Source organism: Streptomyces shenzhenensis (assembly GCF_021462265.1).
Lineage (GTDB): Bacteria > Actinomycetota > Actinomycetes > Streptomycetales > Streptomycetaceae > Streptomyces > Streptomyces shenzhenensis.
The window spans coordinates 1-26,570 of the sequence record NZ_JAJONF010000064.1 but is presented as its reverse complement, the minus strand read 5'-3'; the positions used below and the strand labels follow the sequence as shown (position 1 = coordinate 26,570).

Here is a 26,570-nt window from a genome sequence, read left to right as displayed (position 1 = left end):
GACCGTCCGCAGCCCCGCTCAACCCGTTGGAGCACCGTGGCAACTGGCCGAACTCACCGACCGGCGACCCGCAGCCGAGGGATCCCCGAGGCCACCGTCGCCCGGCTTCCGCTGTACCTCCGCGCTCTGACCGCACTGTCGGAGCGCTCGGTCCCCACGGTCTCCTCCGAGGAGCTGGCCGCGGCCGCGGGGGTCAACTCCGCGAAGCTGCGCAAGGACTTCTCGTACCTGGGTTCGTACGGAACGCGTGGTGTCGGCTACGACGTCGAGTATCTCGTCTACCAGATCTCCCGTGAGCTGGGCCTGACCCAGGACTGGCCGGTTGTGATCGTCGGCATCGGAAATCTGGGGGCCGCCCTCGCCAACTACGGCGGGTTCGCCTCCCGCGGCTTCCGGGTCGCGGCGCTCATCGACGCCGATCCGGCGATGGCCGGCCGGCAGGTCGCCGGAATCGTCGTGCAGCACAGCGACGACCTGGAGAAGATCATCTCCGACAACGGCGTCTCCATCGGCGTGATCACCACCCCGCCGGGCGTCGCCCAGCAGGTCTGCGACCGGCTCGTGGCCGCCGGGGTCACCTCCATCCTGAACTTCGCGCCGACCGTGCTGGCCGTCCCGGACGGCGTCGACGTGCGCAAGGTCGACCTCTCCATCGAGCTGCAGATCCTCGCCTTCCACGAGCAGCGCAAGGCCGGCGAGGAGCACGAGGGCGCCGTCGCGCCCGTCGCCGCGCACCGGGACGCCGGCGAGCAGGGGCCCGACGGGGACGTACCCGCGGTGATGCCGGCATGAGTCTCCTCGTCGTCGGGCTGAGCCACCGCAGTGCCCCGGTCAGCGTTCTGGAGCGGGCCGCGCTGACCGCGGACGCCCAGGTCAAGCTGGTCCAGGACACGGTCGCCGCCGAGCCGGCCACGGAGGCGGCGGTGCTCGCCACCTGCAACCGCATCGAGCTCTACGCCGACGTCGACAAGTTCCACGCCGGGGTCGCCGAGCTGTCCACGCTGCTCGCCCTGCACAGCGGGGTGGGGCTGGACGAGCTCACCCCCTATCTGTACGTGCACTACGAGGACCGGGCCGTCCACCATCTGTTCTCGGTGGCCTGCGGGCTCGACTCGATGGTCGTCGGCGAGGGACAGATCCTCGCGCAGATCAAGGACTCCCTGGCCCGCGCGCAGGAGCTGCACAGCGCCGGGCGGCTGATGAACGACCTGTTCCAGCAGGGGCTCAGGGTCGGCAAGCGCGCGCACTCCGAGACCGGGATCGACCGGGCCGGACAGTCCCTGGTCACCTTCGGGCTCGAACAGCTGGCCGCCGGTGGCGATGTGCAGACCTGGGCCCGGGGCAAGAAGGCGCTGGTCATCGGCGCCGGTTCGATGTCCTCGCTGGCCGCCGCGACGCTGGCACGGGCGGGCGTCACGGAGATCGTCGTGGCGAACCGGACGCACGACCGCGCGGAGCGGCTCGCCCGGATCGTCACCGAGAACGACGAGACGGACGTGGTGGCCCGCGCGGTACCGATGGCCGCGGTGCCGCGCGAGCTGACACGTGCCGACGTCGTGATCTCGTGCACGGGGGCGACCGGGCTGGTGCTGACCGCTGAGGTGGTCGCGGCGGCGTTCGAGGGGCGCACCGGTGAGCCGGTCGCCGAGACCGGCGCACCGTCTGCCGCGAAGCGGCCGTCGGCCGGCACCGGGCCGGGCACCGGCGTCGGCGGCGACGAGAACTGCCCGCTGGACCTCGCCGCCGAGCAGAGCGGTTTCTCGGTGATGGGCGAGGCCGCCGTCGCCGGGATGGCCGCCGCCGAGCTGGAGCAGCACGCGGCCTGGGTGGACAACGGGACCGTCGACCGGCGGGACGCGGTCCGCCGTACGCCGGAGGCCGAGGCGGAGTTGGTCGGGGCGCTCGCCGCGGCCGCCGCCCGGTTCGGCCGGATCCCGGAGCGGCGCCGGCCGGAGCCGGTCGCCGGGTTCGTCCGGCCCGCTCCCGCGCTCTTCCTCCTCGACCTCGCCATGCCCCGGGACATCGACGCGGCTGTGCACCGGCTGGCCGGGGTGCGGCTGGTGGACATCGAGTCGCTGGCGGAGGCGTCCGCGGACGCGCCGATGGCGGCCGACGTGGACCAGGTGCGGCGTATCGTTTCGGACGAGGTGGCCGCCTTCGGCGCGGCCCAGCGGGCGGCGCACATCACGCCTACCGTGGTCGCCCTGCGGACGATGGCCGCCGACGTCGTCGCGAGCGAGATCGCGCGGCTCGACGGACGCCTGCCCGGCCTGGACGAGCGGCAGCGCGGAGAGATCCGGCAGGCCGTGCACCGGGTCGTCGACAAGCTGCTGCACGCGCCGACCGTACGGGTCAAGCAGCTCGCGGCCGAGCCCGGCGGCGCCGGGTACGCGGACGCGCTGCGGACCCTGTTCGACCTCGACCCCGAGACGGTGGCCGCCGTCTCCCGGGCCGTGGACAGCACAGACACGAAGGACCGACCGGCATGACTGACAATCCACTGAGACTGGGGACCAGGCGATCCAGACTCGCCATGGCCCAGTCCGGGCAGGTGGCGGAAGCCGTGAGCCGGGTGACCGGGCGGCCCGTCGAGCTGGTCGAGATCACCACCTACGGCGACACCTCCCGCGAGCACCTCGCCCAGATCGGCGGCACGGGTGTCTTCGTGACCGCCCTGCGGGACGCGCTGCTGCGCGGCGAGGTCGACTTCGCGGTTCACTCGCTCAAGGACCTCCCGACCACCCAGCCCGAAGGGCTGGTGCTGGCCGCCGTACCGGTGCGTGAGGACCCGCGGGACGTGATCGTCGCCAAGGACGCGCTGAAGTTCACCGACCTGCCGCGCGGGGCCCGCATCGGCACCGGTTCGCCGCGCCGGGCGGCGCAGCTGAACGCGTACGCGCGGACCCACGGGCTGGACATCGAGACGGTGCCGATACGCGGAAACGTCGACACCCGGATCGGGTACGTCCATGACGGCGAGCTGGACGCCGTCGTACTGGCGGCGGCCGGCCTCAGCCGCATCGGCCGCATCGACGAGGTGACCGACTTCCTGTCGGTCGACACGGTTCTGCCCGCCCCCGGCCAGGGGGCACTGGCGGTCGAGTGCGCCGCGGACCACGCGGAGCTGATCGCCCTGCTCGGGGAACTCGACGACCCGTTCACGCGGGCCGCCGTGACCGCCGAGCGTTCACTGCTCGCCGCCCTGGAGGCCGGCTGCTCCGCCCCTGTGGGCGCGCTGGCCGACCTTCCCCCACTCTCGGCTCCGCTCGAGCGGGGGGACCCCCATGCCGACGGGCAGATTTTCAAGGAAATGCGCCTGCGGGGAGTCGTCGGCACGACCGACGGCACCCGCATGGTGCAGTTGTCCACCACCGGTCCCGTGCCCGAGACATACGACCAGGCCACGGCGCTCGGTCGCGAACTCGCAACCGAGATGCTTGCCCAGGGCGCGGCCGGTCTGATGGGGGAGCGAGCACAATGAGCCCCACCAACCTTCCCGCCGGCCTCGATCACGGGCACGTCACCTTCCTGGGTGCCGGACCCGGGGATCCGGGACTGCTGACCTTGCGTGCCGTGGAGGCACTGTCCAGCGCGGACGTCCTGGTCGCCGAGCACGAGGTGCTCGACGTGATCAGAGCCCACGCCAGGCAGGGCGTCTCCGTCGTGACCCCGAACCCGGATCCTTCGTCGGACCCGTATCAGGGCACAGGCACGCCTCAACTCACGGTTGTTGACGGTGCGTCAACAACCGCTTCCCTCCCGCCCGTGCGGGATGCGGCTCATCTTGTCATGGAGGCCGCGCGGGGTGGCAGGCGGGTCGTCCGTGCGGTGTCCGGGGACCCGGGACTAGATACGTACGCGACCGAGGAAATGCTCGCCTGCGTCGCTGCGGGTGTGCCCTTCGAGGTCGTGCCGGGTGTCGCGGCCGCGGTCGGGGTGCCGGCGTACGCCGGTGTGCCGCTGCGGGACGCGCAGGGCACGGACGTCCGCTTCGTGGACGCCCGTACCGCCTCGGACCGGTGCTGGACCGAGGTGGGTGCCTCGGACGGGACGGTCGTCGTGTCGACGTCGCTCGACTCGGTGGCCGCGGCCGCCGGCGAGCTGGTCGCCGCCGGCCGCAAGCCGGACACCCCGCTGACGGTCACCGTCGCCGGTACGACGACCCGGCAGCGGACCTGGACCGCCACCCTCGGCACCATCGCGCAGACGCTGAAGCAGGCGAAGGTGCTGCCCTCGCCGGACGGCGGCCGGCCGGTGATAGCCGTGGTCGGCGAGCGGTCCGCCGCCGCCCAGCGCGACCAGTTGTCGTGGTTCGAGTCCAAGCCGCTGTTCGGCTGGAAGGTGCTCGTGCCGCGTACGAAGGAGCAGGCGGCGTCCCTCTCCGACCAGTTGCGGTCCTACGGGGCCGTGCCGCACGAGGTGCCGACGATCGCCGTCGAGCCGCCGCGCACGCCCCAGCAGATGGAGCGGGCCGTGAAGGGGCTCGTCACCGGGCGGTACGAGTGGATCGCCTTCACGTCGGTCAACGCGGTGCGGGCGGTCCGGGAGAAGTTCGAGGAGTACGGGCTCGATGCCCGGGCCTTCGCGGGGATCAAGGTCGCCGCGGTGGGCGAGCAGACCGCCAAGGCGCTGGTCGCCTTCGGCGTGAAGCCGGATCTGGTGCCGTCGGGTGAGCAGTCGGCCGCGGGACTCCTCGAGGACTGGCCGCCGTACGACCCCGTGTTCGACCCCATCGACCGGGTGTTCCTGCCGCGGGCCGACATCGCCACGGAGACGCTGGTCGCCGGGCTGATCGAGCTCGGCTGGGAGGTGGACGACGTGACCGCCTACCGGACGGTGCGGGCGTCGCCGCCGCCGGCCGACACCCGGGAGGCGATCAAGGGCGGTGGCTTCGACGCGGTGCTCTTCACGTCGTCGTCCACCGTGCGGAACCTGGTGGGCATCGCCGGGAAGCCGCACAACGTGACGGTGATCGCCTGTATCGGGCCCGCCACGGCGAAGACGGCCGAGGAGCACGGGCTGCGAGTGGACGTCATGGCGCCCGAGCCGTCGGCCGCGAAGCTGGCGGAGGCGCTGGCGGAGTTCGGTCTGCGCAGGCGCGCGAGCGCGCTGGAGGCCGGGGATCCGGTGACCCGGCCGAGCGAGCGGCGGCCGGGAGCCCGGCGGCGGCGCACGACGACCTAGCCGGTGCCGTTGAACCGTGTGCCCCGCCACTCCCTCCCGAGGGAGGGAGTGGCGGGGCACACGGCTGTCGGCGGTGGTGCTCCCCGGTCGGGACACGCACCGTGCGCCGAGCGATCAGGCGGGCCAGTTCGGTCGGCGGGGCGGCGTCGTCCTCGTGGTGGGCGCCGCTGCTGGAGAACCGGGGGCAGCGGCGAGATCAGGGCGTTCGACGGTGGATCACGTCCGCGCCCGTGTCACCGAGCCGGACCGTGGCGCAGAGACCCATGATGACCGTCGTGATGTCCAGTACGCGCGACCCGGCCGGCGGACCGCTCAGGCGTACTCCTCGGTCGGTGCGGCCGGGTTCTTCAGGTGGGTTCATCCCGGCGTGATGATCAGCTTGCCTCGCTTGGCGGCGCGGCCCTGTTCGAGTTCGGTGAGCGCGGGGATGGCCTGCGAGAGCGGGACGACACGGGCGACCGGTAGCCGCAGTGTGCCCCGGCCGGCGGCTCGCGCGACCTCTTCGAGGTCTTCGGTGACCGGTCGGGCGATCACGGCCTGGTACGGCCCCGGCAGGGCGCTCCTCACGAGGTTCGCCGGGGTGGGGAGGACGCTGACGATGCGGCCGCCGGGCCTGAGCATCGTCCGTGCGGTCTTGACCGGCAGCGAGTGCGGACCGCCCGCGTCGAGGACGAGGTCGAACCGTCCGGCGAGTGAGGCTGCGTCGAAACTGAAGTCGACGACCGGTTCGATACCGAGGTCATACGCTTCTGACCTGGCGGTATCGCGGCAGCTGCCGGCGACCGTGGCCTGGTGGGCGAGGGCGATCTGCACGGCGGAGCGGCCGACTCCGCCGAGGCAGCTGTGCACGAACACGGCCTGGCCCGGCCGCAGCTTCCCCTTCGCGACCAGGGCCTGCAGGGCGGTGATCCCGACCGTCGGGAGCGCGGCGGCGTCCTCGAACGAGAGGTTCGCGGGCTTGGTCACGATGCCCTTCTCCTGGGCGACGATCACGTCGGCGAACGCGCCCGCGGACTTGATCGACGTCCCGCCGAGCACTTCGTCGCCGACCCGCAGCCGGGTGACGCGGTCGCCGACCGCTTCGACGACGCCCGCGAAGTCGTAACCCATCGCGCGCGGGAAGCGCCGACCGGTCACGTGCTTCATGCGGCCGGCGCGGATCCCGAAGTCCATCGGGTTGACCGCGGCCGCGCGCACCCGGACAAGGACCTCCCCGGCGCCGGGCGGTGCCGGCTCGAACTCCTCGAGCCGCATGACCTCCGGCCCGCCGTACTGGTGGTACTGGATCCGCTTCACCGTCGTCATCCCTTCGCCCCCGTCATCCCCGTTGCCCCCTTCGTCGCTTCCCCGCGAGGTGTTCCGGGCGCGGTCACAGCGTGACCACGACCTTGCCGTGGACGTGGCGTCCGGCCTGCAGCGCCACGGCGTCGCGGATCTTCTCGACCGGGAAGCGCGCGGCGACGGGGACGGTGAGCTCGCCCGCGAGGATCGCGTCGGTGATCTGCCCCATGGCGTCCGGTGCCGCGTCGAAGGCGCCGGTGGCGCGTACACCGCCGGGAGGGTTGGGGCCCGCGGCGATCGTGGAGATCCGCTCGGGTGCCACGCCCAGCGCCAGTGCCGCCTCCGCCGCCTCGGTGCCGAACAGGTCGGTCGCGGCACTCACCCCGCCGGGCGCCAGGGCCCGGACCCGGTCCGCCAGCCCGGCGCCGTAGGGCACCGGCTCGGCGCCCAGCCGCCGCAAGAACTCGAACGTGCCCGGCGAGGCGGTGCCGATCACGGTGGCACCGGCGAGCCTGGCGAGCTGCACGGCGAACACCCCCACGCCGCCGGCGGCTCCCCCGATCAGGACGGTGTCGCCGGGCCGCGGTCCGATCGCCGCCAGCGCGGCGGCGGCGGTGAGACCGGCCACCGCAAGCACGCTCGCCACCTCGTCGCTGATGCCCTCGGGCGTGTGCCACAGCGCATCGGCAGGGGGCCGGACCGTCACGAAGTCGGCGACCGCCCTGCCCAGGGCTCCGCCGAAGACGCGGTCACCCACGGCGAAGCCCGTGGCGCCGTCGCCGACCTCGTCGATCACGCCGGCGAGGTCGGATCCGAAGCCGGACGGCACGGTGATGCCGAACCGTGCCGCCGCCTCCGGCCGGGAGGCGATACCCCAGTCCATCGGGTTCAGGCCGACGGCCGTCACGCGCACGCGGACCTCACCCGGGCCGGCGTGCGGCTCCGGAACCTCCCGCAACTCCAGCACTTCGGGGCCTCCGAACGCTTCGTAGATCACAGCACGGCTCACTGGCGGACTCCTCGCAGAGCAAGTGACGGGACTTGGTTCTCTCACCGTAACACCAGCGACGGGACCAAGTCCCGTCACCGTCTAAGGCTGACGGAACCAAGTCCCGTACACTGCCTTCATGGCTCGCTGGGAACCGAACGCACCGGAACGGCTCGCTCACGCCGCCCTTGACCTGTTCGCCGAGCGGGGCTACGAGAACACGACCGTGATCGACATCGCGCAGCGCGCGGGGCTGGGGAAGACCACCTTCTTCCGGCACTTCCAGGACAAGAGGGAAGTGCTCTTCGGCGGCGACACGATGAACGGACTGCTCGTCGACGCGATGGCCGCAGCGCCGGAAACCGCCACCCCGCTCGAGACGGTCGCCCACGCGCTGGACGCGGCCGGCCGGGAGGTCTTCACACCCGCGCGCCGCGAGTTCATCGCCCGCAGGCAGGCGGTGATCGCCGCCAACCCCGAACTGCGAGAACGCGAAGCGCTGAAGAACCTCGCCCTCATCGCGTCGATGGCCGAGGCGCTCAAGCGGCGCGGCGTTCCCGACCTGACCGCTCGCGTGGCCTCGGAGCTCGGCGCGCTCGCCTCCACGATCGCCTTCGAACGCTGGAGCCAGACGACCGGCGGCGACGACTTCAGCGAGATCGCGCGGCGAGCACTCGCCGACGTGCAGGCATCCACGGCCGTCTGCTGACCCGGCGACCGCCTCGCACGGCCCGGAGACGACGGCCGCGACTCGCGGCCCGGCCGCCACCCCTGTCCTCGGCCGCCACCCGCGTTCTCGGCGGCACGGCCACCGTTTCCGCGGCGGATCGCTCGGCCGTCCGCTGCCGGACCCCCTCGGCGACGGCCGGCTCGTCCCGCCCGGCCCGCACCTTCTCCACCTGCTCGACCAACTGGTCTTCGAGTTCGTCCGGTTCCGCGCGCCGCGGCGCGATGCGTTCGGCGATCTCGGACTCCGCCAGCCTGAAGAAGCCGGAGGGTGAGCCGGAGTTCTGGCGCCCGGCGCCCTGGTGCCCCGGCTCCGCGCGGGCCGGGGCGCCGACGCCCAGTCGGTAAGCGCGCTCGTGTGACGGGCGTAGCGTAGAGGGCATGACGAAGTACGGCTCCTTCCCCGGCACGCGGCCGCGGCGGCTGCGGACCACCCCCGTCATGCGGCGCATGGTCGCCGAGACCCGGCTGCACCCCGCGGACTTCATCCTCCCGGCGTTCGTCAGAGAGGGCGTGAGCGAGCCCGTGCCGATCGCCGCCATGCCCGGCGTCGTGCAGCACACCCGGGACAGTCTGAAGAAGGCGGCGGTGGAGGCCGTCGAGGCGGGCATCTCCGGGATCATGCTGTTCGGGGTGCCCGAGGAGAGCAAGAAGGACGCCCTCGGCACGCCCGGCACCGACCCCGACGGGATCCTCCAGGTCGCGTTGCGCGACGTGCGGGCCGAGGTCGGGGACGACCTGCTGGTGATGTCCGACCTGTGCCTCGACGAGACGACCGACCACGGCCACTGCGGTGTGCTCGACGCCGAGGGACGCGTCGACAACGACGCCACCCTGGAGCGGTACGCCGAGATGGCCCAGGTGCAGGCAGATGCCGGGGCGCACGTCGTCGGGCCCAGCGGCATGATGGACGGGCAGATCGGCGTCGTCCGCGAGGCGCTCGACCAGATCGGGCGCGAGGACGTCGCGATCCTCGCCTACACCGCGAAGTACGCCTCCGCCTTCTACGGTCCCTTCCGTGAGGCCGTCGGGTCCTCGCTGAAGGGCGACCGCAAGACCTACCAGCAGGACCCCGCCAACGCACGGGAGTCGCTGCGGGAACTCGCCCTCGACCTGGAGGAGGGCGCCGACATGGTGATGGTCAAGCCGGCCGGGCCCTACCTCGACATCCTCGCCCGGGTCGCCGACTCCGTGGACGTGCCGGTCGCCGCCTACCAGATCTCCGGTGAGTACTCGATGATCGAGGCCGCCGCGGAGAAGGGCTGGATCGACCGCGACCGGGCCATCCTGGAGACACTGACCGGCATCAGACGGGCCGGTGCGCGGAACATCCTCACCTACTGGGCGGTGGAGGCCGCCCGGATGCTGGGCTGAGCACGGACGCGGGCGCCCCGGTCGGTCGGTTCCGGCCGGGGCGCCCGCACGTCGCTGTCGGCGTCGGCTCGGCGACCGTCTGGGTCGGTCCTCGGCCCTCGTCGGCCTTCGCGGCCCCTCCTCGGCCTTCGCGGGCCTTATCCGGCCTTATCTCCGGCCTTCGCCGGTCTGGTGGCGTCAGCGGCCGGTCCGGCGGTGGGCCGGGAGCGGGCGGCGGAGGGGCCCTCGTCGCGTACGCCCTGGCCGTCCCGGCACCCGGTGAGCACGGTCGCGGCGACCAGCGCCAGAACGGCCGCCGCCAGGAGACGGCGGCGGCCGACGGCCGGGGGGCGGTGCGTGACGGACATACGAGGGCTCCCTGGACGATCTCGGCGCGGTCGCGGTCGCGGTCGCGGTGGCAGGGCGGGGGACGGGGAGGGGGGACGGTGGTCTTGAGGTGCCCCCCAGCCTGCGCGCGGGCCCGCCCGTCCCACCAGACCCGCCGGGAGATTCGGGACGCCCGGTCCCGTTCCACCCCTGTGACCTGCGCGGATCCCATCCCGTAGGGCGGCGGTACGGGACGGACGAGGCCCGCGCAGGGCTGTGACCGGCGCCTGCCCCCGCCCTGTCCGTCCGGATCGCGGAACTACGAGTGTAGATGGCACGTATTTCTCTAGGCTGCTGCCAAGACGAGGATCAGCCCAAGGAGCCGTCCATGACCGCCGCCGCCCCCGCCGCCCCTCTTCCCGCACTCGCGGCCCGGGCCCGCTCCGTCGGCGGATCGCCCGTCCGGGAGATCCTCGCGGTGACCGCCCGCCCCGAGGTCATCAACTTCGCGGGCGGGCTGCCGGCCCCCGAACTGTTCGACCGGGAGGGCATCGCCGCCGCCTTCCGCGCGGTGCTGGAGGAGGAGCCGGAGCGGGCGTTGCAGTACTCGACGACCGAGGGCGAGCCCGCCCTGCGGCAGCGGCTGGCGGCGCGCGTCTCCGCGCGGGGCCTGCCCACGGAGGCCGACGGCCTTCTCGTCACCACCGGCTCCCAGCAGGCCCTCTCCCTTCTCGCGAGCGCCCTGATCGACCCCGGCGACACGATCCTCGTCGAAAGCCCCTGCTACCTGGCGGCACTTCAGGTGTTCGGGCTGGCCGGAGCGCGCGTGCTGCCGGTGCCCGGCGACGCGGACGGCGTGGACCCCGCCGCGCTGGAGGAGCTGATCCGCGCCGAGCGGCCCAAACTCCTCTACCTCGTCCCGACCTTCCAGAACCCCACCGGCCGCACCATGCCCGCCGCCCGCCGCGCCGCCCTCGCCACGGCCGCCGCCCGGCACGGCCTGTGGATCGTCGAGGACGACCCCTACGGCGAACTGCGCTACGACGGCGACCACGTCCCGTGGATCGCGTCCTTCCCCGGCGCCGAGGACCGGACGGTCCTGCTCGGCTCCCTCTCCAAGGTCATGGCCCCCGGCCTGCGACTGGGCTGGCTCCGCGCCCCGGCCGGACTGCGCCGCGCCTGCGCGGTCGCCAAGCAGGCCGCCGACCTGCACACCCCGACCCTCAACCAGCTCGCCGCCGCCCGCTACCTGGACGTCCTGGACGCCCATGTCGCCAAGGTGCGCGCGGTGTACGGCGAACGCCGGGACGCCATGCTCGCCGGACTGGCCGACGCCCTCCCGGCCGGCTCCACCTGGAACCGGCCTGAGGGCGGCATGTTCCTGTGGGCCAGGCTCCCGGAGCCGTACGACACCACCGCCCTGCTCCGCCGAGCGGTGGACCACCACGTCGCCTACGTCCCCGGCGAACCCTTCTACGCCGCCGACCCCGAGCGCTCGACCCTGCGCCTGTGCTTCGTGACGCAGACACCGGAGGAGATCGGGGAGGGCCTGCGCAGGCTGGCCAAGGGGCTGGGCGGCTGAGCGGTCGGAGTGGTCGGAGTGGTCGCCGAAAGTGTGCGATCTGCCGTCTGCCGTCTGCGGCGCCGTTGTGGCTGGGCGCGCAGTTCCCCGCGCCCCTTACGGGGCGCTGCCGAGCGCAGGCCGGTTGGTCAGCTCAGTCCCACCAGAAGTGCCACAGCCGCTCGCCGACCAGCTGCTCGGCGTACGACGAGAGCGTGTCGTCGGCGCCGGGCAGCACGGTGTACGGGCAGAACGCGAAGTGCTCGGCGGCGACCGCCTCCGCCGCGTCGAGATCGGCGGGCGGGGCGGCGACGGAGACCGCGAGGTGGTCGAAGCCGAGGGCCACCACCCGTATGCCGAACCGGTCCTCCCAGGAGCGCAGCACCGCGCACAGCCGGGCCACGTCCTCCTCGTAGTTCACCGGGCCGCTCCAGCCGATGGCCGCCGGTATGTCCGCGCTGCGCCGGGCCGACACCAGCGCCAGATGCGGCTCCTTCAGCCACGGGCGGCCCTGCGAGAGCGCGTCGGCGACATCGGCCGCCCGCACGTCCGGGTCGGCGACCAGGCCCGGGGCGGCGGCCAGCCCCGGCCACTCCTCGCCACCCAGCGGGTCCTCCTCCCAGAAGTCCTCCAGCACCTCGTCGGCGTCGTGGTCCCCCGGGTACGACGTCTCCCCGGGCGCGAAGTCCCAGTCGTCCACCTCGGACACGTCGATCAGCACCGGCAGCAGCCCCGCACGGGCGGCCGGCGCGCCCAGCGCGGTCCACGTCCCGGGCCCGGCGGGCTGCCCGGCGTACCACAGCAACGGCTCGTGCCACGGGCCGTCGAGCGTGTCGTCGAGCAGTGCCCCGGGCGGGAGTTGAAGCCCCAGGGACCGACCGCTCGGGTCGGTCGCCAGCTTGGGCAGCGGGTTGGGAAGAGTCGCCATGCCAGTGACTGTAAGGGGCGGCACTGACAACGGCGGCCGCGATTATCCGACGGAGGCGGTGAACGCGGCCCAGGCGGCGGGGGAGGCGGTGAGGGTGGGGCCGGATGCCGCCGGGTTCTTGGAGTCGCGGATGTGGATGGCGTGGGGGCAGGCGGCTACTTCGACGCACTGGCCGCCTTCGTCGCTGCTGTAGGTGGACTTGTGCCAGGCGACGGCTACTTCGAGGCAGGCGCCGCCTTCACTGCCGCTGTAGGTGGACTTGTGCCAGGCGAGGGCCACTTCGACGCAGGCGCCGCCCTCGTCGCCGCTGTAGGTCGACTTGAACCACTGAAGCGACTCGGTGTTCATTGCTCTCCTAGCAAGCGGTCGAGGAGGCCCGTCGAGTCCTGAGTGGTCAGGGCCTGCGTCCGCAGCATCGCATACTTGCGCGCCAGCCTGGAGACCTCATCCGCGTCGGAAACCCACTGGCTGCCACGCTGTGACTCGGTGTACGCGAGGTGCTGGTGGTCCGGGGTTTCGAGGAGGATGAAGGGGCCGTCGATTCCCGCGTGACAGGGGCTGCTGAGGGGCAGGAACTGCAAGGACACGCAGGGCTGTTCGGTGATCTCGCGCAGGTGGCGGAGCTGTTCCGTCCGCACCTCCGGCCCACCGAGTGCCATGAGCAGCACCGGTTCCCAGACGACGAAGCTGAGCGTCGGCGGGTTCCTGCGGTGCAGGATCTCCTGGTGCTCCAGCCGGGCCGCCGTCCGCGTCTCGACCTCGTCCGCGTCGTACGCGGGCACACGATTGCGCAGGACGGCCCGCACATACGCCTCCGTCTGCAGAAGACCGGGGAGCACCGCGTTGTCGTACCAGGACAGGGCGATCGCCTCGCGCTCATGCTCCATGTAGACCTCGGCCCACATCGGGAACTGGTCGACGTCCGGCAGGTTGGCCACCCCGGCCGCCAACATCCCCTTCGTGTCCAGGACTTCGTCCATCCGCGCCGCCACGTCCGGCTTCAGTGCCCGCCTGCCCTGCTCGATCGACGCGACCGTCTGCTCGTCGAGCCCCACCCGCAGGCCCAGCTCGGTCTGCGTCAGACCGGCGACCCGGCGGGCCGTGCCGAGCTGCTTGCCGAGCATCTTCATCGACGTCTGGTTCTTCGGCCGCGGCGGCTTCTTCGCGCTCATGCTGTGCTCAACCCCCCGTGCACACGTACGTCACCGGGCCGGAGCCCGTACAAAAATTCCGTACGGGTCTACTCCCTGCTCTATGTTAGTAACTCTGCGCGACATTCGTGCCGTGAATGACGGAAACGAACTCCCCTACCCCCGCGAACAGTTCTACGCCCGGGACCGCCGATCCGTGCCCGCCGTCAGGCGGTTCGCCGCGCAGTCGCTCAGATGCTGGGGGCTGGGGGACTGGGACCGCGCCGACGACATGTCGCTGTGCGTGAGCGAGTTGGCCACGAACGCCCTCCTGCACGGGGTGCCGCCCGGACGTGGCTTCCTCCTGCGGCTGCGGTACGACGGCGGCGTCGTCCGCGTCGAGGTGCACGACAGCGGACCGGGCGTGCCGAAGATCGCCGACGAGGCGTTCGGCGAGGGCGGGCGCGGGCTGGTGCTGGTCGCGGCGCTCGCCGACAAGTGGGGGGTGTGCGAGCGGGAGCTCGGCAAGGTGGTGTGGGCCGAGTTCGAGACCTCCGCCGCGGCGGACGTACAGCTCGTATGACCCATGGCGGGTCGCGGAGCACCCCGGCGGTTGCTCGGCGGTGAGCAGTCGCCCGACAGCCGGGTCACCGAGGAGCGGTGTCCGTGCGGCTGATGAATTCGGTTGCGGCGGGACCGACGTGCCCGGTGAGGTGAATCGCATGGACGGTGCCACCGAGCGGGAGCAGCGAACGACGGCGGGAAGAGTCCATGGAGTCACCCGGCAGCCGGCTCCATGGCACCGGCCGGCGGTGCTCGGGGCCCTGATGGTGGCCGCTTTCACCTTCAACACGGCGGAGAACCTGCCGGTCGGCCTGCTGGAGCTCGTCTCCGGAAGCCTTCGGGTGTCGGTGTCGGCAGTCGGTCTGCTGGTCACGGGGTACGCCGTGACGGTGGCCGCGGCGTCTGTGCCGCTCGCTCACGCCACGCGGTCCGTGCCCAGGCGCCACGTGCTCACAGGGCTGCTGACCGCGCTGGTCCTGTCCAGTGCCGTTGCCGCACTGGCCACCTCGTACTGGCTGCTCCTGGTGGCGCGGCTGCTGACCGCGCTCGCCCAGGCGCTGTACTGGGCCGTGACGGGGCCGGTCGCGGTGGGCCTCTTCGCACCCGAGGTGCGCGGGCGGGTGGTCGGAGCGCTCTCCGTCGCCGGTTCGCTCGCCCTCGTCATCGGAGTTCCCGCCGGGACCTGGCTGGGCCGGCGGACCGACTGGCAGGTGCCGATCGCCGTGCCGGCGGCTCTGGGGCTCGTCTCTCTTGTGACGATCGCCTCCCTTCTTCCGACCTCGCGTCCGGGGGAAGAACCCGCCGCCTACGCGACCGGCCCCGACGTGCGGCGGTTCTTGACGGTGCTGGGGGCCGGGGCCCTGTCCGCCACCGGGGCGTTCGCGGGATACACCTACATCGTGAAGTTCCTGGGCGACGTGAGCGGGTTCTCCCCGGGCGCGGTCAGCGCCCTGCTCGTGGTTTTCGGTGTCGCCTGTCTGGTCGGTGTGAGCGTCACCGGGGCGTTGCTGGACCGCTTCCCGCGGTCCGCGCTGCCCACGGCCGTGGCCACGCAGGCGGTGGGCATGCTCGGCCTGTACGCGGTCGGCACTCATCCGGTGGCGGCGGTGATGTTCCTGGTCCTGATGGGGGGTGCGCTCGGGCCGGTGTTCATGGTCACGCAGAACGAGATGCTGCACTGCGCACCGGGCCGCACGGACATCGCCCTCGCGTCCAACTCCGGCGCCTACAACGCCGGCATCGCGGCCGGCGCCGCACTCGGGGCACTGGTCCTGCCGCTCGCCGGGGTGCGAGGCACCTTCCTCGCCGGCGGGCTGGTGACCGTCGGGGCCTGCGCGGTACAACTCGGTGATCGGCTGCTCCCAGGGAGCCCGCTCCGACGCTCCTGAGGCCGACCTCATGCCCCGACTCGGGATGATCTCGGTATGTTCGTCGGCGGACGGGAAGCCGTCCGCCGACGAAGGTGTCAGAGCCGCTCGGGCGTCCTGATGCCCAGCAGGGCCATGCCCTGGTGGAGGGTGCGGGCCGTCATGTCGCACAGGAACAGACGGTTCTCCACCTGGGCCGGGGTGTCGGCCTTCAGGACCGGGCACTTGTCGTAGAACGACGTGTAGAGGGACGCCAGCTGGTACAGGTACGCCGCCAGCTTGTGCGGGGCGTACTCCGCCGCCGCCTCGAAGACCGTGTCGCCGAACGCGTCCAGATGCAGGCCCAGCGCCCGCTCCGCCGCGTGCAGTGCCAGCTCCGGGTGCGCGGCGGGGCGGACGTCCCCCGCCTTGCGCAGGATCGACCGGATACGGGCGTACGCGTACTGGAGGTAGACGGACGTGTCGCCGTTCAGCGAGACCATCTGGTCCAGGTCGAACTTGTAGTCGCGGTTCGGCGACGTCGACAGGTCCGCGTACTTCACGGCACCGATGCCGACCTGCTGGGCCCGCTCCTGGATCTCGTCCTCGGTCAGGTCCTGCGCCTTCTCCCGGACGACCTCGGCGGCCCGCTGCACCGCCTCGTCCAGCAGGTCCTCCAGCCGTACGGTTTCGCCCGCACGCGTCTTGAACGGCTTGCCGTCCGCGCCCAGCACCGTGCCGTAGCCCATGTTGTGCGCGGTGACGTCGTCGGTGAGCCAGCCAGCCCGCCGCGCCGTCTCGAAGACCATCTTGAAGTGCAGCGACTGGCGCACGTCCACGACGTAGATGATGGACGTGGCGTGCAGGTCCCGGACCCGGTCGCGGATCGCGGTCAGGTCGGAGGCCGCGTAGCCGAAGCCGCCGTCGGCCTTCTGCACGATCAGCGGGACAGGCTGGTCGTCCTTGCCCCGGATGTCGTCGAAGAACACCACCAGCGCGCCCTCGGAGCGGACCGCGACGCCGCTCTCCTCCAGGAGGCGGGCGGTCTCCGGCATGCCGTCGTTGTACGCCGACTCGCCGACGATCTCGTCGTCCCGGATCTCCATGTCGAGCTTCTCGAAGACCGAGTAGAAGTAGACCTTCGACTCGTCCACGAACCGCTGCCACAGGTCGAGGGTCTCCTTGTCGCCGGACTGGAGGGCGACGACCCGCTTGCGGGCCCGCTCCTTGAAGTCCTCGTCCACGTCGAAGACCGCCCGGGACGCCTTGTAGACCCGGTTCAGGTTCGACATGGCCTGCTCGCCGTCCGTGTCGGTCTCCGGGGACAGCTGGTCCGGGTTCTCGATCAGGTACTGGATGAGCATGCCGAACTGGGTGCCCCAGTCGCCGATGTGGTGCCGGCCGATGGTCCGCTCGCCGGTGAAGTCGATCATGCCGCGCAGGGCGTCGCCGATCACCGCGGAGCGGAGGTGGCCGACGTGCATCTCCTTGGCGACGTTCGGCTGGGCGTAGTCGATGACCGTGATGCCGGGGTCCGCCTTCGCGGGTACGCCGAGCCGGTCGCCGTCCGCGTACCGCGCGGCCAGGTTCTCGGTGATCGCCCTGTCGGAGAGGGTGATGTTGAGGAAGCCGGGGCCGGAGACCTCGACGTCCTGGATCAGGTCCGCGCCGGTGGTGATGCGGGAGACGACCTGCGTCGCCAGCTCCCGGGGGTTCGCCTTGGCCTTCTTGGCGAGGGCGAGGATGCCGTTCGCCTGGTAGTCGGCCCGGTCGCTGCGTCGCAGCAGCGGGTCGACGTCGGCCTCTGGCAGGGCGGCCGAGAGGGCGTCGGTGAGCTGCTGGTTGACGGAGTCGCTGAGGGGCGTGACCGGGGCCATGGGGTGGGAGCCGTTCTCCTCGTGGGTGCGGGTAGACGGGTCCAGTATTTCACGGGGGGTAAAGGGGTTTTTGCGGCTGAGAGCTCGGGGGGTGCGGTGCGTTGCCGGGTGCGGCGCGGTGGGGGCTGGTCGCGCCCACGCGGCGGAGCCGCATGTCGATACAGCCCCGCGCCCCCAGACGGCGGCTGCGCCGCCAGACGGGGGTTGCGCCGCTGGACGGGGGCTGGGTGGCCGGGTGCGGCGCGGTGGGGGCTGGTCGCGCAGTTCCCCGCGCCCCCAGACGGCGGCTGCGCCGCCGGAGGGGGGCTGGGTCCCGGGTGGGGGCGGGGCCGGGGCCGGGGGCGGGGGTGGGGCTCGGAGGGGGCTTGGTAACCCGTTTTCGTGGATTCGGGGTGGGCTGGGAGAATGGGGCGGTCAGCCGTGCGACCGTGCCGGCTGCCCCGTGCCAGAAAGAAGGACGTGCCGACGTGGCTCAGAGCACCGAGACCACCGACTGGGTCTCCCGTTTCGCGGATGAGGTCATCGAGGAGTCGGAGCGTCGGGCCCCGGGCAAACCGGTCGTCGTCGCGTCCGGGCTGTCCCCCTCGGGCCCCATTCACCTGGGCAACCTGCGCGAGGTCATGACCCCGCACCTGGTCGCCGACGAGATCCGGCGGCGGGGGTACCAGGTCCGCCACCTGATCTCCTGGGACGACTACGACCGCTACCGGAAGGTGCCCGCGGGCATCGCGGGAGTCGACGAGACGTGGGCCGAGCACATCGGCAAGCCGCTGACCTCGGTGCCCGCCCCGAAGGGCTCCGCCCACCCGAACTGGTCCGAGCACTTCAAGGCCGCGATGGTCGAGTCGCTGGCCGAGCTCGGCGTGGAGTTCGACGGGATCAGCCAGACCGCGCAGTACACCTCCGGGGTGTACCGCGAGCAGATCCTGCACGCCATGAAGCACCGCGGTGACATCGACGCCATCCTCGCCCAGTACCGCACCAAGGCGAAGACCGGCAAGAAGCCCCAGCAGAAGGCCGTCGACGAGGCCGAGCTGGAGGCCGAGGAGGGCTCGGGCGCGGCGAGCGAGGACGACGGCTCGTCGGGCTCCGCCGGGTACTTCCCGTACAAGCCGTACTGCGGCGGCTGCGGCAAGGACCTGACGACCGTCACGGCGTACGACGACGACAGCACCGAGCTGACGTACACCTGCGACGAGTGCGGGTTCTCCGAGACCGTCCGGCTCAGCGAGTTCAACCGCGGCAAGCTGGTGTGGAAGGTCGACTGGCCGATGCGCTGGGCCTACGAGGGCGTGATCTTCGAGCCGAGCGGTGTGGACCACTCGTCGCCGGGGTCGTCGTTCCAGGTGGGCGGGCAGATCGTCGGGATCTTCGGCGGGAAGCAGCCCATCGGGCCCATGTACGCCTTCGTGGGCATCAGCGGGATGGCGAAGATGTCGTCCTCGCGCGGTGGCGTGCCCACGCCGGCCGACGCGCTGAAGATCATGGAGCCGCAGCTCCTGCGCTGGCTGTACGCCCGGCGCAGGCCCAACCAGTCCTTCAAGATCGCCTTCGACCAGGAGATCCAGCGGCTCTACGACGAGTGGGACAAGCTGGACGGCAAGGTGGCCGACGGTTCCGCGCTGCCCGGTGACATCGCCGCGCACTCGCGTGCCGTGGGTACGGCCGGCGGTGAGCTGCCGCGGACGCCGCGCCCGCTGCCGTACCGCACGCTGGCCTCCGTCGCCGACATCACCGCCGGACACGAGGACCAGGCGCTGCGCATCCTGAGCGAGCTGGACCCGGCGAACCCGCTCGGGTCGCTGGACGAGGCTCGGCCGCGCTACGACAGGGCCGAGGCCTGGATCAACACCCAGGTGCCGGCCGACCAGCGCACCATCGTCCGTGACGAACCCGACGCCGAGCTGCTGAAGTCCCTCGACGAGGCGTCCCAGCAGTCGGTACGGCTGCTGCTCGACGGGCTCGCCGAGCACTGGTCGCTGGACGGGCTGACCCACCTCGTCTACGGCGTGCCCAAGGTCCAGGCCGGGTTCGCCCCCGACGCCACGCCGAAGGAGCTGCCGCCGGAGATCAAGACGGCCCAGCGGACGTTCTTCGCGCTGCTCTACCACCTGCTCGTCGGGCGCGACACCGGGCCCCGGCTGCCCACGCTGCTGCTCGCGGTCGGACAGGAGCGGGTGCGGGCCCTGCTCGGGGCGTGACGCCGGCATGAAGAAGGGGCCCTCCGCCGAGGAGGGCCCCTTCTTCATGCCCTGTGGGGCTGCGGGGCTCAGGCGATGTGGTCTTCCTGCAGCTCCGCCGTGTGGCGGTTCGTGAAGCGGTTGACCATGCGGTCCGCGTCGCGCTGCGCGAGCGTGATGCCGTACGTCGCCTCCACGTCGTCCCTGAGCTGACCGGAGGTGGGGTAGCTGCCGTCTATCGACTTCTTGAAGACCAGGTAGAAGTCCTCTTCGGTCGGCTCCGGCGGGCCGCCGCCCTCGCCCAGCTCGCGAGTGCGGCCCGGGCCGGAGGGGATGGGGAAGCTGCCGGTCGTCTCCGACGGGGACTCCGCGGGGAGGGGCTGCTGCTCCTGGGGGAGTTGCTGCTGCGCGAACTGCTGCTGCCGGAGCAGTTCCTGCTCGTACTGCTCCTGCTCGTACTGCCAGGCCGCGTACTGCTCCTCGCTGTACTGGGGCTCGTACGACGGGTCGTAGTCGCCGTGGTACTCGATCTGCTGCGGGTCCCTGGCGTGCAGCCAGGGGTTGACGTTCGGATCGAGGGCCGGCTCGGGCTGCCTGGCCGGGATCTCCTGCTGCCCCTGCTGGGGACCGGGGACCAGCTCCGGGCGCTGCTGGCCGGGAGGTGCGGCCGCGTCCACCCGTGCCGCCCCGGCGGCACGACCGTTCGCGGCCATGGAGATCTGCGTCGGCAGCGCGGGAAGTTCGATGCCCGCAGCCGCCAGACCGTCCGGGGCCGTGTCGGCCAGGGGGACGCCGTACTTGGCGAGGCGCAGGGGCATCAGGGACTCCACGGGAGCCTTCCTGCGCCAGGCCCGGCCGAAGCGGGAACGCAGCCTCGCCTGGTAGACGAGACGTTCCTGCTCCAGCTTGATGACCTGGTCGTACGAGCGCAGCTCCCACAGCTTCATCCGGCGCCAGAGAAGGAACGTGGGAACCGGGGAGAGCAGCCAGCGGGTGAGCCGGACCCCCTCCATGTGCTTGTCCGCCGTGATGTCGGCGATCCGGCCGATCGCGTGGCGGGCGGCCTCGACGGCCACGACGAACAGGATCGGGATCACCGCGTGCATGCCCACACCCAGCGGGTCCGGCCAGGCCGCCGCGCCGTTGAACGCGATCGTCGCGATGGTCAGCAGCCAGGCCGTCTGCCGCAGCAGCGGGAAGGGTATGCGGATCCAGGTCAGCAGCAGGTCGAGGGCGAGCAGGACGCAGATGCCCGCGTCGATGCCGACCGGGAACACGTAGGCGAAGTTCCCGAAGCCCTTCTTGATGGCCAGCTCACGGACGGCCGCGTACGATCCGGCGAAGCCGATGCCGGCGATGATCATCGCGCCGGTCACGACCACGCCGATGAGAACGCGGTGCATCCGGGTCAGCTGCATTGGCGCGGCCACCGGCACTCCCCTCCCCTTGCATGTTGTTGCGCGCAACAGGGTGGCACATCAGTGCGGCGTACGTATGGCCGGTCAGCTCTTCTTGGCTGCCGACTTGGACGGCGACGCGGTGGGCGAGGCCGACTTCGAGGCCGATTTCGATGCCGACGGCGAGGGTGTCGCCGCAGATGAACTCGCCGGCGCACCGGAGCCGTTGGCGGTCGAGACCGACGCCACCGCCTCCACGGCCGCCTTCTCCGCCGCCTTCGTCAGGGCGTCCGCGTCCGGGGTTTTCTCGCCCGCGAGACCCGCGCCGTTGTAGTCGACGGTGACGACGACGTTCGCGACGCGTGCCACGACCGTCTGCTGCTTGAAGGCGCCCTCCTTCTTCTTCAGGTCGTAGCGCACGGCCGTCGCCTGGTCGCCCGCCCCCGACACCGGCACCGTCTTGGTGTTCTTGGCGCCGGACACGGACTGTGCCCCCCGCACCTGGTTCGTGTAGTACGCCTCGGCCTGCTGCTCGCCGGAGCCGCGGCTGGTGTCCGAGTCGAAGCGGAGGAAGGAGATGTTCAGCCAGCGGAACTGGGACCCCTTCACACCGTTGTTGTCCAGGCTGCTCCAGGAGCAGCTGCCGCGCGTGGCCACGTCGTTCGACGTGCCCTCCTTGCCCGAGGTCGCGCCCTTCGGCACGAGCGCGGTGAGGGTCTTCTTCGACAGCACCGCGCACGGCTCGGGCAGCTTCTGGTACTTGGCCGCCTGCACGGTGGCCGAAGGGGCCGCCGAGCCGCCCGGGACGGTGACGGGACTCGAACCGCCGGCCGGCTGCTGCGCCGCGCTGTCCGAGTCCGAGGAGCAGGCCGTCGCGAACAGCGCCACGGCGGGGACGGCGGCCGCGCAGACGAGGCCGCGGCGCAGGCGCCCTGCCCGCCGCTGTGCGTTCCGCTCGTTCCGGGCGCGCTGGTCGTCTCGCTGGACTGCTACTCGCTGCATGGTTCCTTCACTCATACGTTCGGGGTTCCTGCGGTCGGATCGGGTCCGAGGGGCCACGGTACGCGGTGAGGAAGCTGTGCGGTTTCGGTTCGGGTGCTTTGCGGACGGGGTGCGCAAGGCGTGCCGGGGGCCTCAGCTGTTGAGGGCCTCGGCCAGCTGACCGGCCAGATTCTGCGCCCTGTCCTGCATTTCCTTGCTGTCCGGGACCGTCCCGGTGGCCATCGGCTGCTCCTCGTACACGATGGTCACGACGACGTTGGACGTGCGGAACACCACAGTCACCGTCCGCTGCTCGGCCGTCGAACCGGAGCCGCTGAGCTGATCATCGAGATACGCCTCGTCGCCCAGGTCGGAGAGAGTGCGGGGCTGCACACCGGCCGGAGTGGCGGAGGAGGAGGCGGAGGAGGCGGAGGCGGTGGAGGAAGCCGAGGAGGACGGACCGGCGGATCCCGTGGCGGACGCGGATCCGGACGCGGACGTCGGCGTGGACGCGGACGGGGAGTTGGACGCCGACTCCGACGGTGACTCCGTCTCGACGGGGCTCGGGGGCGCGGACTCCGGGATGTCGGCCGCCGTCTCCAACTGCGTGTAGATCGTCTGCGCCTCGCTGTCGTCGCTGACCGCGTTGTCGTACGACACCACCCGCTCGAAGTCGACGGACAGCCGGTCGGTGGCGTCGGCGGACTCGACCTTCCAGTGGCAGCCCACCTTGCGATCGGTGTCGTAGGTGAGCGTGGCGTCGCCCGCGTACGCCTTCTCGCGCTGCTGCTCGTCGGTGATCTGGGCGATGCCGGGGAGCAGGGAGTCGAGGGTGTCGTGGCTGACCGCGCCACAGGCCTCCGGGAGGGTGCGGTACTTGCCGGGCTGGGCGGCGACGGCGGAGGTGCCGGTGTCCGCGTTCTTGTCGGTTGTGTCCTCGCCACCGCTGGAACCGCTCGTGCAGCCGGCCAGCAGGGCCGCGAGAAGGGCGGCGATGCCGGTTACGTACGCCTTCCGCTGCACGGTCAGGCTCCTTCCGTTCACTGGTCCGCTCGGTCCTGCTCCAGTGTCCCCGCTGGTTAATCGCTTGCCGCAGTGGGGCGCCCGCTGGAGACAATGTCTACCGCACGCACTGCTGTGAACGCCGGTCCCCTGTCTGGTTGATGGACCTCTGGCGCCGCATTTGCCGTTTGTTTTATTTAAAGATCTCTGTCCTTTTTGGTGTGCTGTTCGCGGGGGAATGAGGAAGACATGTCGTACGTGGAGATGCCGGGCGCGAAGGTGCCGATCCGGATGTGGACCGACCCGGCGACCGTCGAGGACGTGGCGCTCCAGCAGTTGCGCAACGTCGCGACCCTGCCGTGGATCAAGGGCCTGGCGGTCATGCCGGACGTCCACTACGGGAAGGGCGCGACGGTCGGTTCGGTCATCGCCATGCGGGGCGCGGTGTGCCCGGCGGCGGTCGGGGTCGACATCGGCTGCGGGATGTCCGCGGTGAAGACGTCGCTCACGGCCAACGACCTGCCGGGGGATCTGTCGCGGCTGCGGTCGAAGATCGAGCTGGCGATTCCGGTGGGGCGGGGGATGCACGCGGAGCCCGTGGAGCCGGGGGATTTCCATGGACTGGCCACGGCCGGGTGGGGGGAGTTCTGGGGGCGGTTCGACGGGGTCGCGGAGGCGGTGAAGTTCCGGGAGGAGCGGGCCGTGAAGCAGATGGGGACGCTCGGGTCGGGCAACCACTATGTGGAGGTCTCGCTGGACGGCGAGGGTTCGGTGTGGCTCACATTGCACTCCGGTTCCCGCAACATAGGCAAGGAACTGGCCGAGCACCACATCGGCGTGGCCCAGAAACTTCCCCACAACCAGGGCTTGGTCGACCGTGACCTCGCTGTCTTCGTCTCGGACACCCCGCAGATGGCCGCGTACCGGAATGACCTCTACTGGGCGCAGGAGTACGCGAAGTACAACCGCTCGATCATGATGGCGCTCCTCAAGGACGTGATCCGCAAGGAGTTCAAGAAGGCGAAGCCGACCTTCGGGACGGAGGTCAGCTGTCACCACAACTACGTGGCCGAGGAGCGGTACGAGGGGATGGACCTGCTGGTGACCCGTAAGGGCGCGATCCGGGCGGGAGCCGGCGACCTCGGCATCATCCCGGGTTCGATGGGCACGGCTACGTACATCGTCAAGGGCCTTGGCAACGAGAAGGCTTTCAACTCGGCTTCGCACGGCGCGGGCCGGCGAATGAGCCGCAATGCCGCCAAGCGGCGCTTCTCGACGAAGGATCTGGAGGAGCAGACGCGGGGCGTGGAGTGCCGTAAGGACTCCGGCGTGGTGGATGAGATCCCGGGTGCTTACAAGCCGATCGACCAGGTGATGGACCAGCAGCGAGACCTCGTGGAGGTCGTGGCGAAGCTGAAGCAGTTCATCTGTGTGAAGGGCTGAGGACCGGGGCCCCGGTTGGCTTCGGAGGCTCCGGTCGGTCGGCTGTCTTCGTAGAGCCCGGCAGCCTGGACAGCAGAGCCAGGTCGCCTGTTCGGCCGCGGTTCGGGTGATCGGCGATGTTCACCCCTGTGGGTTGCCGCGCTCCCTGGTCACTTCGCGTGGCGGACCGCGTAGATCATCACGAACGCGATGATGTGGATGCCGAAGAGGAAATAGCCCAGGAAATACCAGACCTGGCGTTCGTTCTTCGTCTCCTGCGCCAGGCGGGACTTCTCAAGTTCCTTTTCCAGGGCCTTGGCCGCGTCCTCCTTCGACATTACAGCTCCCGGTAGACCTTGGTGTTGGAGGCCTGGGCGCGGGGGCGGACGACCAGGAGGTCGATGTTGACGTGGCTGGGGCGGGTCACCGTCCAGGCGATGGTGTCCGCCACGTCGTCGGCGGTCAGGGGCTCGGCGACGCCCTGGTAGACCTTGGCCGCCTTCTCCTCGTCGCCGCCGAAGCGGGTCAGCGCGAACTCCTCCGTCTTGACCATGCCGGGGGCGATCTCGATGACGCGGACCGGTTTGCCGACGATCTCCAGGCGGAGGGTCTCGGCGAGGACGTGCGCGCCGTGCTTGGCGGCGACATAGCCGGCGCCGCCCTCGTAGGTGGCGTGGCCGGCGGTGGAGGAGACCACGACCACCGTGCCGTCGCCGCTCGCCTCCAGCTTGGGGAGCAGGGCCTGGGTGAGGTTCAGGGTGCCGATGACGTTCGTCTCGTACATCGTGCGCCAGTCGGCCGGGTCGCCGGTGGCCACCGGGTCGGCGCCGAGGGCTCCGCCGGCGTTGTTCACGAGGACGGCGACCGCCTTGAAGGCCGTCGCGAACTCGTCCACGGCCGCGCGGTCCGTCACGTCCAGCGGGTAGGCGGTGGCCTCGTGCCCCGCTTCGTTGATCTCCTTGGCCAGGGCCTCGATCCGGTCCTCGCGGCGGGCGGTGAGGACGACGCGGTAGCCGGCCTCGGCGAGCTTGCGCGCGGTGGCGGCGCCGATGCCGCTGCTGGCGCCGGTGACTACCGCGATGCGGGACGAGGCCATGGGCTGCTCCTCAGCGGGGTGTACTTGTGCGGCTTGCTTCGGAGAGTCTAGGCGCCGTGGTCGGTGCGGGATCGGGCGGCTGCGGGCCGGTGCGGGGCGGTGGGAGCGGTGGGGCCAGGTGGACCGGTGCGGGCCGGTGGGGCCAGGGGCCGATGCGGGCCGGTGCGGGTCGGTGGGGGCCGGTGGGGGCGTGCCCACGGGCCACGGGGCGGAGCCGCGCATCGATACAGCCACGCGTCCCCCTCGGGCGGGTTCTCCAGGTCAGTTTCTGGGCGCCCACATGATCAGGGCCATGCCCGCCAGGCATACCGCCGCCCCCGTGAGGTCCCAGCGGTCCGGGCGGTAGCCGTCCGCGACCACGCCCCACAGGATCGAGCCGGCCACGAAGATGCCGCCGTACGCCGCGAGGATGCGGCCGAAGTGGGCGTCGGGCTGGAAGGTGGCGACGAAGCCGTAGGCGCCGAGGGAGAGGATGCCGCCGGCCACCCAGAGCCAGCCGCGGTGCTCGCGCACACCCTGCCAGACCAGCCAGGCGCCGCCGATCTCGAAGAACGCGGCGACGACGAAGAGGGCGGCGGAGCGCAGGATCAGCATGCGGGCAGCGTGCCACGCACGGCAGGTGTCACCTGATGGGGGGCGCCTGTGGCGGGGCCGGGGTGGCATACATCCGTACGAATGCCGGAGACGGACGGGATGCGCGGACGGACGGGACGGGTGGCATGGCGATGCGTCGTGGTGGGCTGACGGTGGTCGGTGCGGCGGCGGCGGGGGTGCTGGCCCTGGGGACGGCCGGTACGGCCTGGGCCGGGAACGCCGATCTTGAGATGCACGGGTCCGCCGTGCTGGTGGGGGACCTGGTGGAGGTCGGGGTGACCCCGCGCAACCACGGGCCGGACACCGTGACGGGCGCCAGTGTGCGGCTGACGTCGTCGGCGGCGCTGGCGGACACGCAGCACCTGCCGGGCGGGTGCGCGCGTACCGGCGACCGGGAGGTGGTGTGCGACACCGGACCGCTGGCGGTCGAGGTGCCCGGCGAACGGCTGGTGGTTCCGGTACGGCTGCGGGACCGGCCGGAGGAGATGACGCTGAAGGTGGACGTGGTGTGGGGTGGGGGTGCGGTGGACCAGGACCGCACCAACGACGAGCAGCGGGTGCTGGTGCTGGCGACCGGGGATCCGTACGCGTTCTGAGCGGGACCGCGCCGACGCTGCCGGACTCGAACGTCCG

At 71.6% G+C, this 26,570-nt stretch carries 25 protein-coding genes; 12 read left to right on the top strand and 13 right to left on the bottom strand.

Annotated elements, in window-relative coordinates:
* Positions 1-36: 36 nt before the first annotated feature.
* The 4 genes from LQ326_RS43100 to LQ326_RS43085 are packed head-to-tail and all read left to right on the top strand — an operon-like array spanning position 37 to position 5,184.
* The gene (locus LQ326_RS43100; RefSeq protein ID WP_234544544.1) at positions 37-792 is read left to right on the top strand and encodes a redox-sensing transcriptional repressor Rex; all 756 of its coding nucleotides are present in this window, start codon (positions 37-39) and stop codon (positions 790-792) included.
* A complete protein-coding gene (locus LQ326_RS43095) occupies positions 789-2,489 on the top strand; it encodes a glutamyl-tRNA reductase (RefSeq protein ID WP_234544543.1) in 1,701 nt (566 codons plus the stop codon). Before LQ326_RS43100 ends, LQ326_RS43095 begins: the two co-directional genes overlap by 4 nt.
* Positions 2,486-3,481: a hydroxymethylbilane synthase gene (gene hemC / locus LQ326_RS43090; RefSeq protein ID WP_234544542.1), complete on the top strand. Its 996-nt coding sequence runs from the start codon at positions 2,486-2,488 to the stop codon at positions 3,479-3,481. Before LQ326_RS43095 ends, hemC begins: the two co-directional genes overlap by 4 nt.
* Positions 3,478-5,184: a bifunctional uroporphyrinogen-III C-methyltransferase/uroporphyrinogen-III synthase gene (locus tag LQ326_RS43085; protein WP_234544541.1), complete on the top strand. Its 1,707-nt coding sequence runs from the start codon at positions 3,478-3,480 to the stop codon at positions 5,182-5,184. Before hemC ends, LQ326_RS43085 begins: the two co-directional genes overlap by 4 nt.
* A 357-nt stretch (positions 5,185-5,541) precedes the next feature.
* Here the strand turns inward: LQ326_RS43085 and LQ326_RS43080 are convergent, their stop codons facing one another.
* Together LQ326_RS43080 and LQ326_RS43075 are read right to left on the bottom strand one after the other, a co-directional pair.
* Positions 5,542-6,489: an NAD(P)-dependent alcohol dehydrogenase gene (locus LQ326_RS43080; protein WP_234544540.1), complete on the bottom strand. Its 948-nt coding sequence runs from the start codon at positions 6,487-6,489 to the stop codon at positions 5,542-5,544.
* Positions 6,490-6,553: 64 nt separating this feature from the next.
* Positions 6,554-7,474 carry an NADP-dependent oxidoreductase gene (locus LQ326_RS43075; protein ID WP_234544539.1) on the bottom strand — a complete coding sequence of 307 codons (921 nt, stop codon included), beginning with the start codon at positions 7,472-7,474 and terminating at the stop codon, positions 6,554-6,556.
* A 118-nt stretch (positions 7,475-7,592) separates the two neighbouring features.
* On the opposite strand from LQ326_RS43075, the gene LQ326_RS43070 reads away from it, so the two are divergent.
* Both LQ326_RS43070 and hemB read left to right on the top strand, forming a co-directional pair.
* Entirely contained in the window at positions 7,593-8,162 is a 570-nt protein-coding gene (locus LQ326_RS43070; protein WP_234544538.1) for a TetR/AcrR family transcriptional regulator, read from the top strand.
* A gap of 398 nt (positions 8,163-8,560) precedes the next feature.
* Complete coding sequence (gene hemB, locus LQ326_RS43065; protein ID WP_234544537.1) at positions 8,561-9,553, top strand: porphobilinogen synthase; 993 nt, start codon at positions 8,561-8,563, stop codon at positions 9,551-9,553.
* Between the two features lie 137 nt (positions 9,554-9,690).
* On the opposite strand, the gene LQ326_RS43060 is transcribed toward hemB, so the two are convergent.
* Positions 9,691-9,900 carry a hypothetical protein gene (locus tag LQ326_RS43060; protein WP_234544536.1) on the bottom strand — a complete coding sequence of 70 codons (210 nt, stop codon included), beginning with the start codon at positions 9,898-9,900 and terminating at the stop codon, positions 9,691-9,693.
* Positions 9,901-10,247: 347 nt separating this feature from the next.
* On the opposite strand from LQ326_RS43060, the gene LQ326_RS43055 reads away from it, so the two are divergent.
* On the top strand, positions 10,248-11,441 hold the full coding sequence (locus LQ326_RS43055) for an aminotransferase-like domain-containing protein (RefSeq protein ID WP_234544535.1): 1,194 nt from the start codon (positions 10,248-10,250) through the stop codon (positions 11,439-11,441).
* A 133-nt stretch (positions 11,442-11,574) separates the two neighbouring features.
* On the opposite strand, the gene LQ326_RS43050 is transcribed toward LQ326_RS43055, so the two are convergent.
* The 3 genes from LQ326_RS43050 to LQ326_RS43040 are packed head-to-tail and all read right to left on the bottom strand — an operon-like array spanning position 11,575 to position 13,520.
* A complete protein-coding gene (locus tag LQ326_RS43050) occupies positions 11,575-12,348 on the bottom strand; it encodes a DUF4253 domain-containing protein (RefSeq protein WP_234544534.1) in 774 nt (257 codons plus the stop codon).
* Positions 12,349-12,390: 42 nt separating this feature from the next.
* Entirely contained in the window at positions 12,391-12,696 is a 306-nt protein-coding gene (locus LQ326_RS43045) for a DUF397 domain-containing protein (protein ID WP_234544533.1), read from the bottom strand.
* Positions 12,693-13,520 carry a helix-turn-helix domain-containing protein gene (locus LQ326_RS43040; protein WP_234544532.1) on the bottom strand — a complete coding sequence of 276 codons (828 nt, stop codon included), beginning with the start codon at positions 13,518-13,520 and terminating at the stop codon, positions 12,693-12,695. Before LQ326_RS43040 ends, LQ326_RS43045 begins: the two co-directional genes overlap by 4 nt.
* A gap of 82 nt (positions 13,521-13,602) precedes the next feature.
* Between LQ326_RS43040 and LQ326_RS43035 the strand changes: the two genes are divergently transcribed.
* A complete protein-coding gene (locus LQ326_RS43035; protein ID WP_268208296.1) occupies positions 13,603-14,061 on the top strand; it encodes an ATP-binding protein in 459 nt (152 codons plus the stop codon).
* Positions 14,062-14,305: 244 nt separating this feature from the next.
* Positions 14,306-15,430 carry an MFS transporter gene (locus tag LQ326_RS43030; RefSeq protein WP_234544558.1) on the top strand — a complete coding sequence of 375 codons (1,125 nt, stop codon included), beginning with the start codon at positions 14,306-14,308 and terminating at the stop codon, positions 15,428-15,430.
* A gap of 77 nt (positions 15,431-15,507) precedes the next feature.
* On the opposite strand, the gene argS is transcribed toward LQ326_RS43030, so the two are convergent.
* Positions 15,508-17,265 (bottom strand): arginine--tRNA ligase, encoded by a 1,758-nt coding sequence (gene argS, locus LQ326_RS43025; protein ID WP_234544530.1) that lies wholly within the window; start codon positions 17,263-17,265, stop codon positions 15,508-15,510.
* A 467-nt stretch (positions 17,266-17,732) separates the two neighbouring features.
* On the opposite strand from argS, the gene lysS reads away from it, so the two are divergent.
* Complete coding sequence (lysS, locus tag LQ326_RS43020; RefSeq protein ID WP_234544529.1) at positions 17,733-19,466, top strand: lysine--tRNA ligase; 1,734 nt, start codon at positions 17,733-17,735, stop codon at positions 19,464-19,466.
* A gap of 68 nt (positions 19,467-19,534) precedes the next feature.
* Here the strand turns inward: lysS and LQ326_RS43015 are convergent, their stop codons facing one another.
* From LQ326_RS43015 to LQ326_RS43005, 3 genes are all read right to left on the bottom strand, one after another.
* A complete protein-coding gene (locus LQ326_RS43015) occupies positions 19,535-20,848 on the bottom strand; it encodes a DUF2637 domain-containing protein (protein WP_234544557.1) in 1,314 nt (437 codons plus the stop codon).
* A gap of 99 nt (positions 20,849-20,947) precedes the next feature.
* The gene (locus LQ326_RS43010; protein WP_234544528.1) at positions 20,948-21,844 is read right to left on the bottom strand and encodes a DUF3558 domain-containing protein; all 897 of its coding nucleotides are present in this window, start codon (positions 21,842-21,844) and stop codon (positions 20,948-20,950) included.
* Between the two features lie 132 nt (positions 21,845-21,976).
* Complete coding sequence (locus LQ326_RS43005) at positions 21,977-22,846, bottom strand: DUF3558 domain-containing protein (RefSeq protein WP_234544527.1); 870 nt, start codon at positions 22,844-22,846, stop codon at positions 21,977-21,979.
* A gap of 228 nt (positions 22,847-23,074) precedes the next feature.
* On the opposite strand from LQ326_RS43005, the gene LQ326_RS43000 reads away from it, so the two are divergent.
* Positions 23,075-24,268 carry an RtcB family protein gene (locus LQ326_RS43000; protein WP_234544526.1) on the top strand — a complete coding sequence of 398 codons (1,194 nt, stop codon included), beginning with the start codon at positions 23,075-23,077 and terminating at the stop codon, positions 24,266-24,268.
* A gap of 149 nt (positions 24,269-24,417) precedes the next feature.
* Here LQ326_RS43000 and LQ326_RS42995 read toward each other — a convergent pair whose 3' ends face one another.
* The 3 genes from LQ326_RS42995 to LQ326_RS42985 form a co-directional block, all read right to left on the bottom strand.
* The gene (locus LQ326_RS42995) at positions 24,418-24,585 is read right to left on the bottom strand and encodes a hypothetical protein (protein WP_234544525.1); all 168 of its coding nucleotides are present in this window, start codon (positions 24,583-24,585) and stop codon (positions 24,418-24,420) included.
* Complete coding sequence (locus tag LQ326_RS42990) at positions 24,585-25,343, bottom strand: SDR family NAD(P)-dependent oxidoreductase (RefSeq protein ID WP_234544524.1); 759 nt, start codon at positions 25,341-25,343, stop codon at positions 24,585-24,587. The genes LQ326_RS42995 and LQ326_RS42990 overlap by 1 nt, the downstream gene beginning before the upstream one ends.
* Before the next feature lie 261 nt (positions 25,344-25,604).
* On the bottom strand, positions 25,605-25,937 hold the full coding sequence (locus LQ326_RS42985; protein ID WP_234544523.1) for a YnfA family protein: 333 nt from the start codon (positions 25,935-25,937) through the stop codon (positions 25,605-25,607).
* 125 nt (positions 25,938-26,062) lie between these two features.
* Between LQ326_RS42985 and LQ326_RS42980 the strand changes: the two genes are divergently transcribed.
* Positions 26,063-26,533 (top strand): hypothetical protein, encoded by a 471-nt coding sequence (locus tag LQ326_RS42980; protein WP_234544522.1) that lies wholly within the window; start codon positions 26,063-26,065, stop codon positions 26,531-26,533.
* Positions 26,534-26,570: the final 37 nt, after the last annotated feature.

Bases quoted from the DNA above. Each gene is read 5' to 3' on its own strand.
- LQ326_RS43095 (WP_234544543.1), top strand. From the start codon at position 789: ATGAGTCTCCTCGTCGTCGGGCTGAGCCACCGCAGTGCCCCGGTCAGC.
- hemC (WP_234544542.1), top strand. From the start codon at position 2,486: ATGACTGACAATCCACTGAGACTGGGGACCAGGCGATCCAGACTCGCC.
- LQ326_RS43085 (WP_234544541.1), top strand. From the start codon at position 3,478: ATGAGCCCCACCAACCTTCCCGCCGGCCTCGATCACGGGCACGTCACC.
- LQ326_RS43080 (WP_234544540.1), bottom strand. From the start codon at position 6,489: ATGACGACGGTGAAGCGGATCCAGTACCACCAGTACGGCGGGCCGGAG.
- LQ326_RS43070 (WP_234544538.1), top strand. From the start codon at position 7,593: ATGGCTCGCTGGGAACCGAACGCACCGGAACGGCTCGCTCACGCCGCC.
- hemB (WP_234544537.1), top strand. From the start codon at position 8,561: ATGACGAAGTACGGCTCCTTCCCCGGCACGCGGCCGCGGCGGCTGCGG.
- LQ326_RS43060 (WP_234544536.1), bottom strand. From the start codon at position 9,900: ATGTCCGTCACGCACCGCCCCCCGGCCGTCGGCCGCCGCCGTCTCCTG.
- LQ326_RS43055 (WP_234544535.1), top strand. From the start codon at position 10,248: ATGACCGCCGCCGCCCCCGCCGCCCCTCTTCCCGCACTCGCGGCCCGG.
- LQ326_RS43050 (WP_234544534.1), bottom strand. From the start codon at position 12,348: ATGGCGACTCTTCCCAACCCGCTGCCCAAGCTGGCGACCGACCCGAGC.
- LQ326_RS43045 (WP_234544533.1), bottom strand. From the start codon at position 12,696: ATGAACACCGAGTCGCTTCAGTGGTTCAAGTCGACCTACAGCGGCGAC.
- LQ326_RS43040 (WP_234544532.1), bottom strand. From the start codon at position 13,520: ATGAGCGCGAAGAAGCCGCCGCGGCCGAAGAACCAGACGTCGATGAAG.
- LQ326_RS43035 (WP_268208296.1), top strand. From the start codon at position 13,603: ATGTTAGTAACTCTGCGCGACATTCGTGCCGTGAATGACGGAAACGAA.
- LQ326_RS43030 (WP_234544558.1), top strand. From the start codon at position 14,306: ATGGTGGCCGCTTTCACCTTCAACACGGCGGAGAACCTGCCGGTCGGC.
- argS (WP_234544530.1), bottom strand. From the start codon at position 17,265: ATGGCCCCGGTCACGCCCCTCAGCGACTCCGTCAACCAGCAGCTCACC.
- LQ326_RS43015 (WP_234544557.1), bottom strand. From the start codon at position 20,848: ATGCACCGCGTTCTCATCGGCGTGGTCGTGACCGGCGCGATGATCATC.
- LQ326_RS43010 (WP_234544528.1), bottom strand. From the start codon at position 21,844: ATGCAGCGAGTAGCAGTCCAGCGAGACGACCAGCGCGCCCGGAACGAG.
- LQ326_RS43000 (WP_234544526.1), top strand. From the start codon at position 23,075: ATGTCGTACGTGGAGATGCCGGGCGCGAAGGTGCCGATCCGGATGTGG.
- LQ326_RS42995 (WP_234544525.1), bottom strand. From the start codon at position 24,585: ATGTCGAAGGAGGACGCGGCCAAGGCCCTGGAAAAGGAACTTGAGAAG.
- LQ326_RS42990 (WP_234544524.1), bottom strand. From the start codon at position 25,343: ATGGCCTCGTCCCGCATCGCGGTAGTCACCGGCGCCAGCAGCGGCATC.
- LQ326_RS42985 (WP_234544523.1), bottom strand. From the start codon at position 25,937: ATGCTGATCCTGCGCTCCGCCGCCCTCTTCGTCGTCGCCGCGTTCTTC.
- LQ326_RS42980 (WP_234544522.1), top strand. From the start codon at position 26,063: ATGGCGATGCGTCGTGGTGGGCTGACGGTGGTCGGTGCGGCGGCGGCG.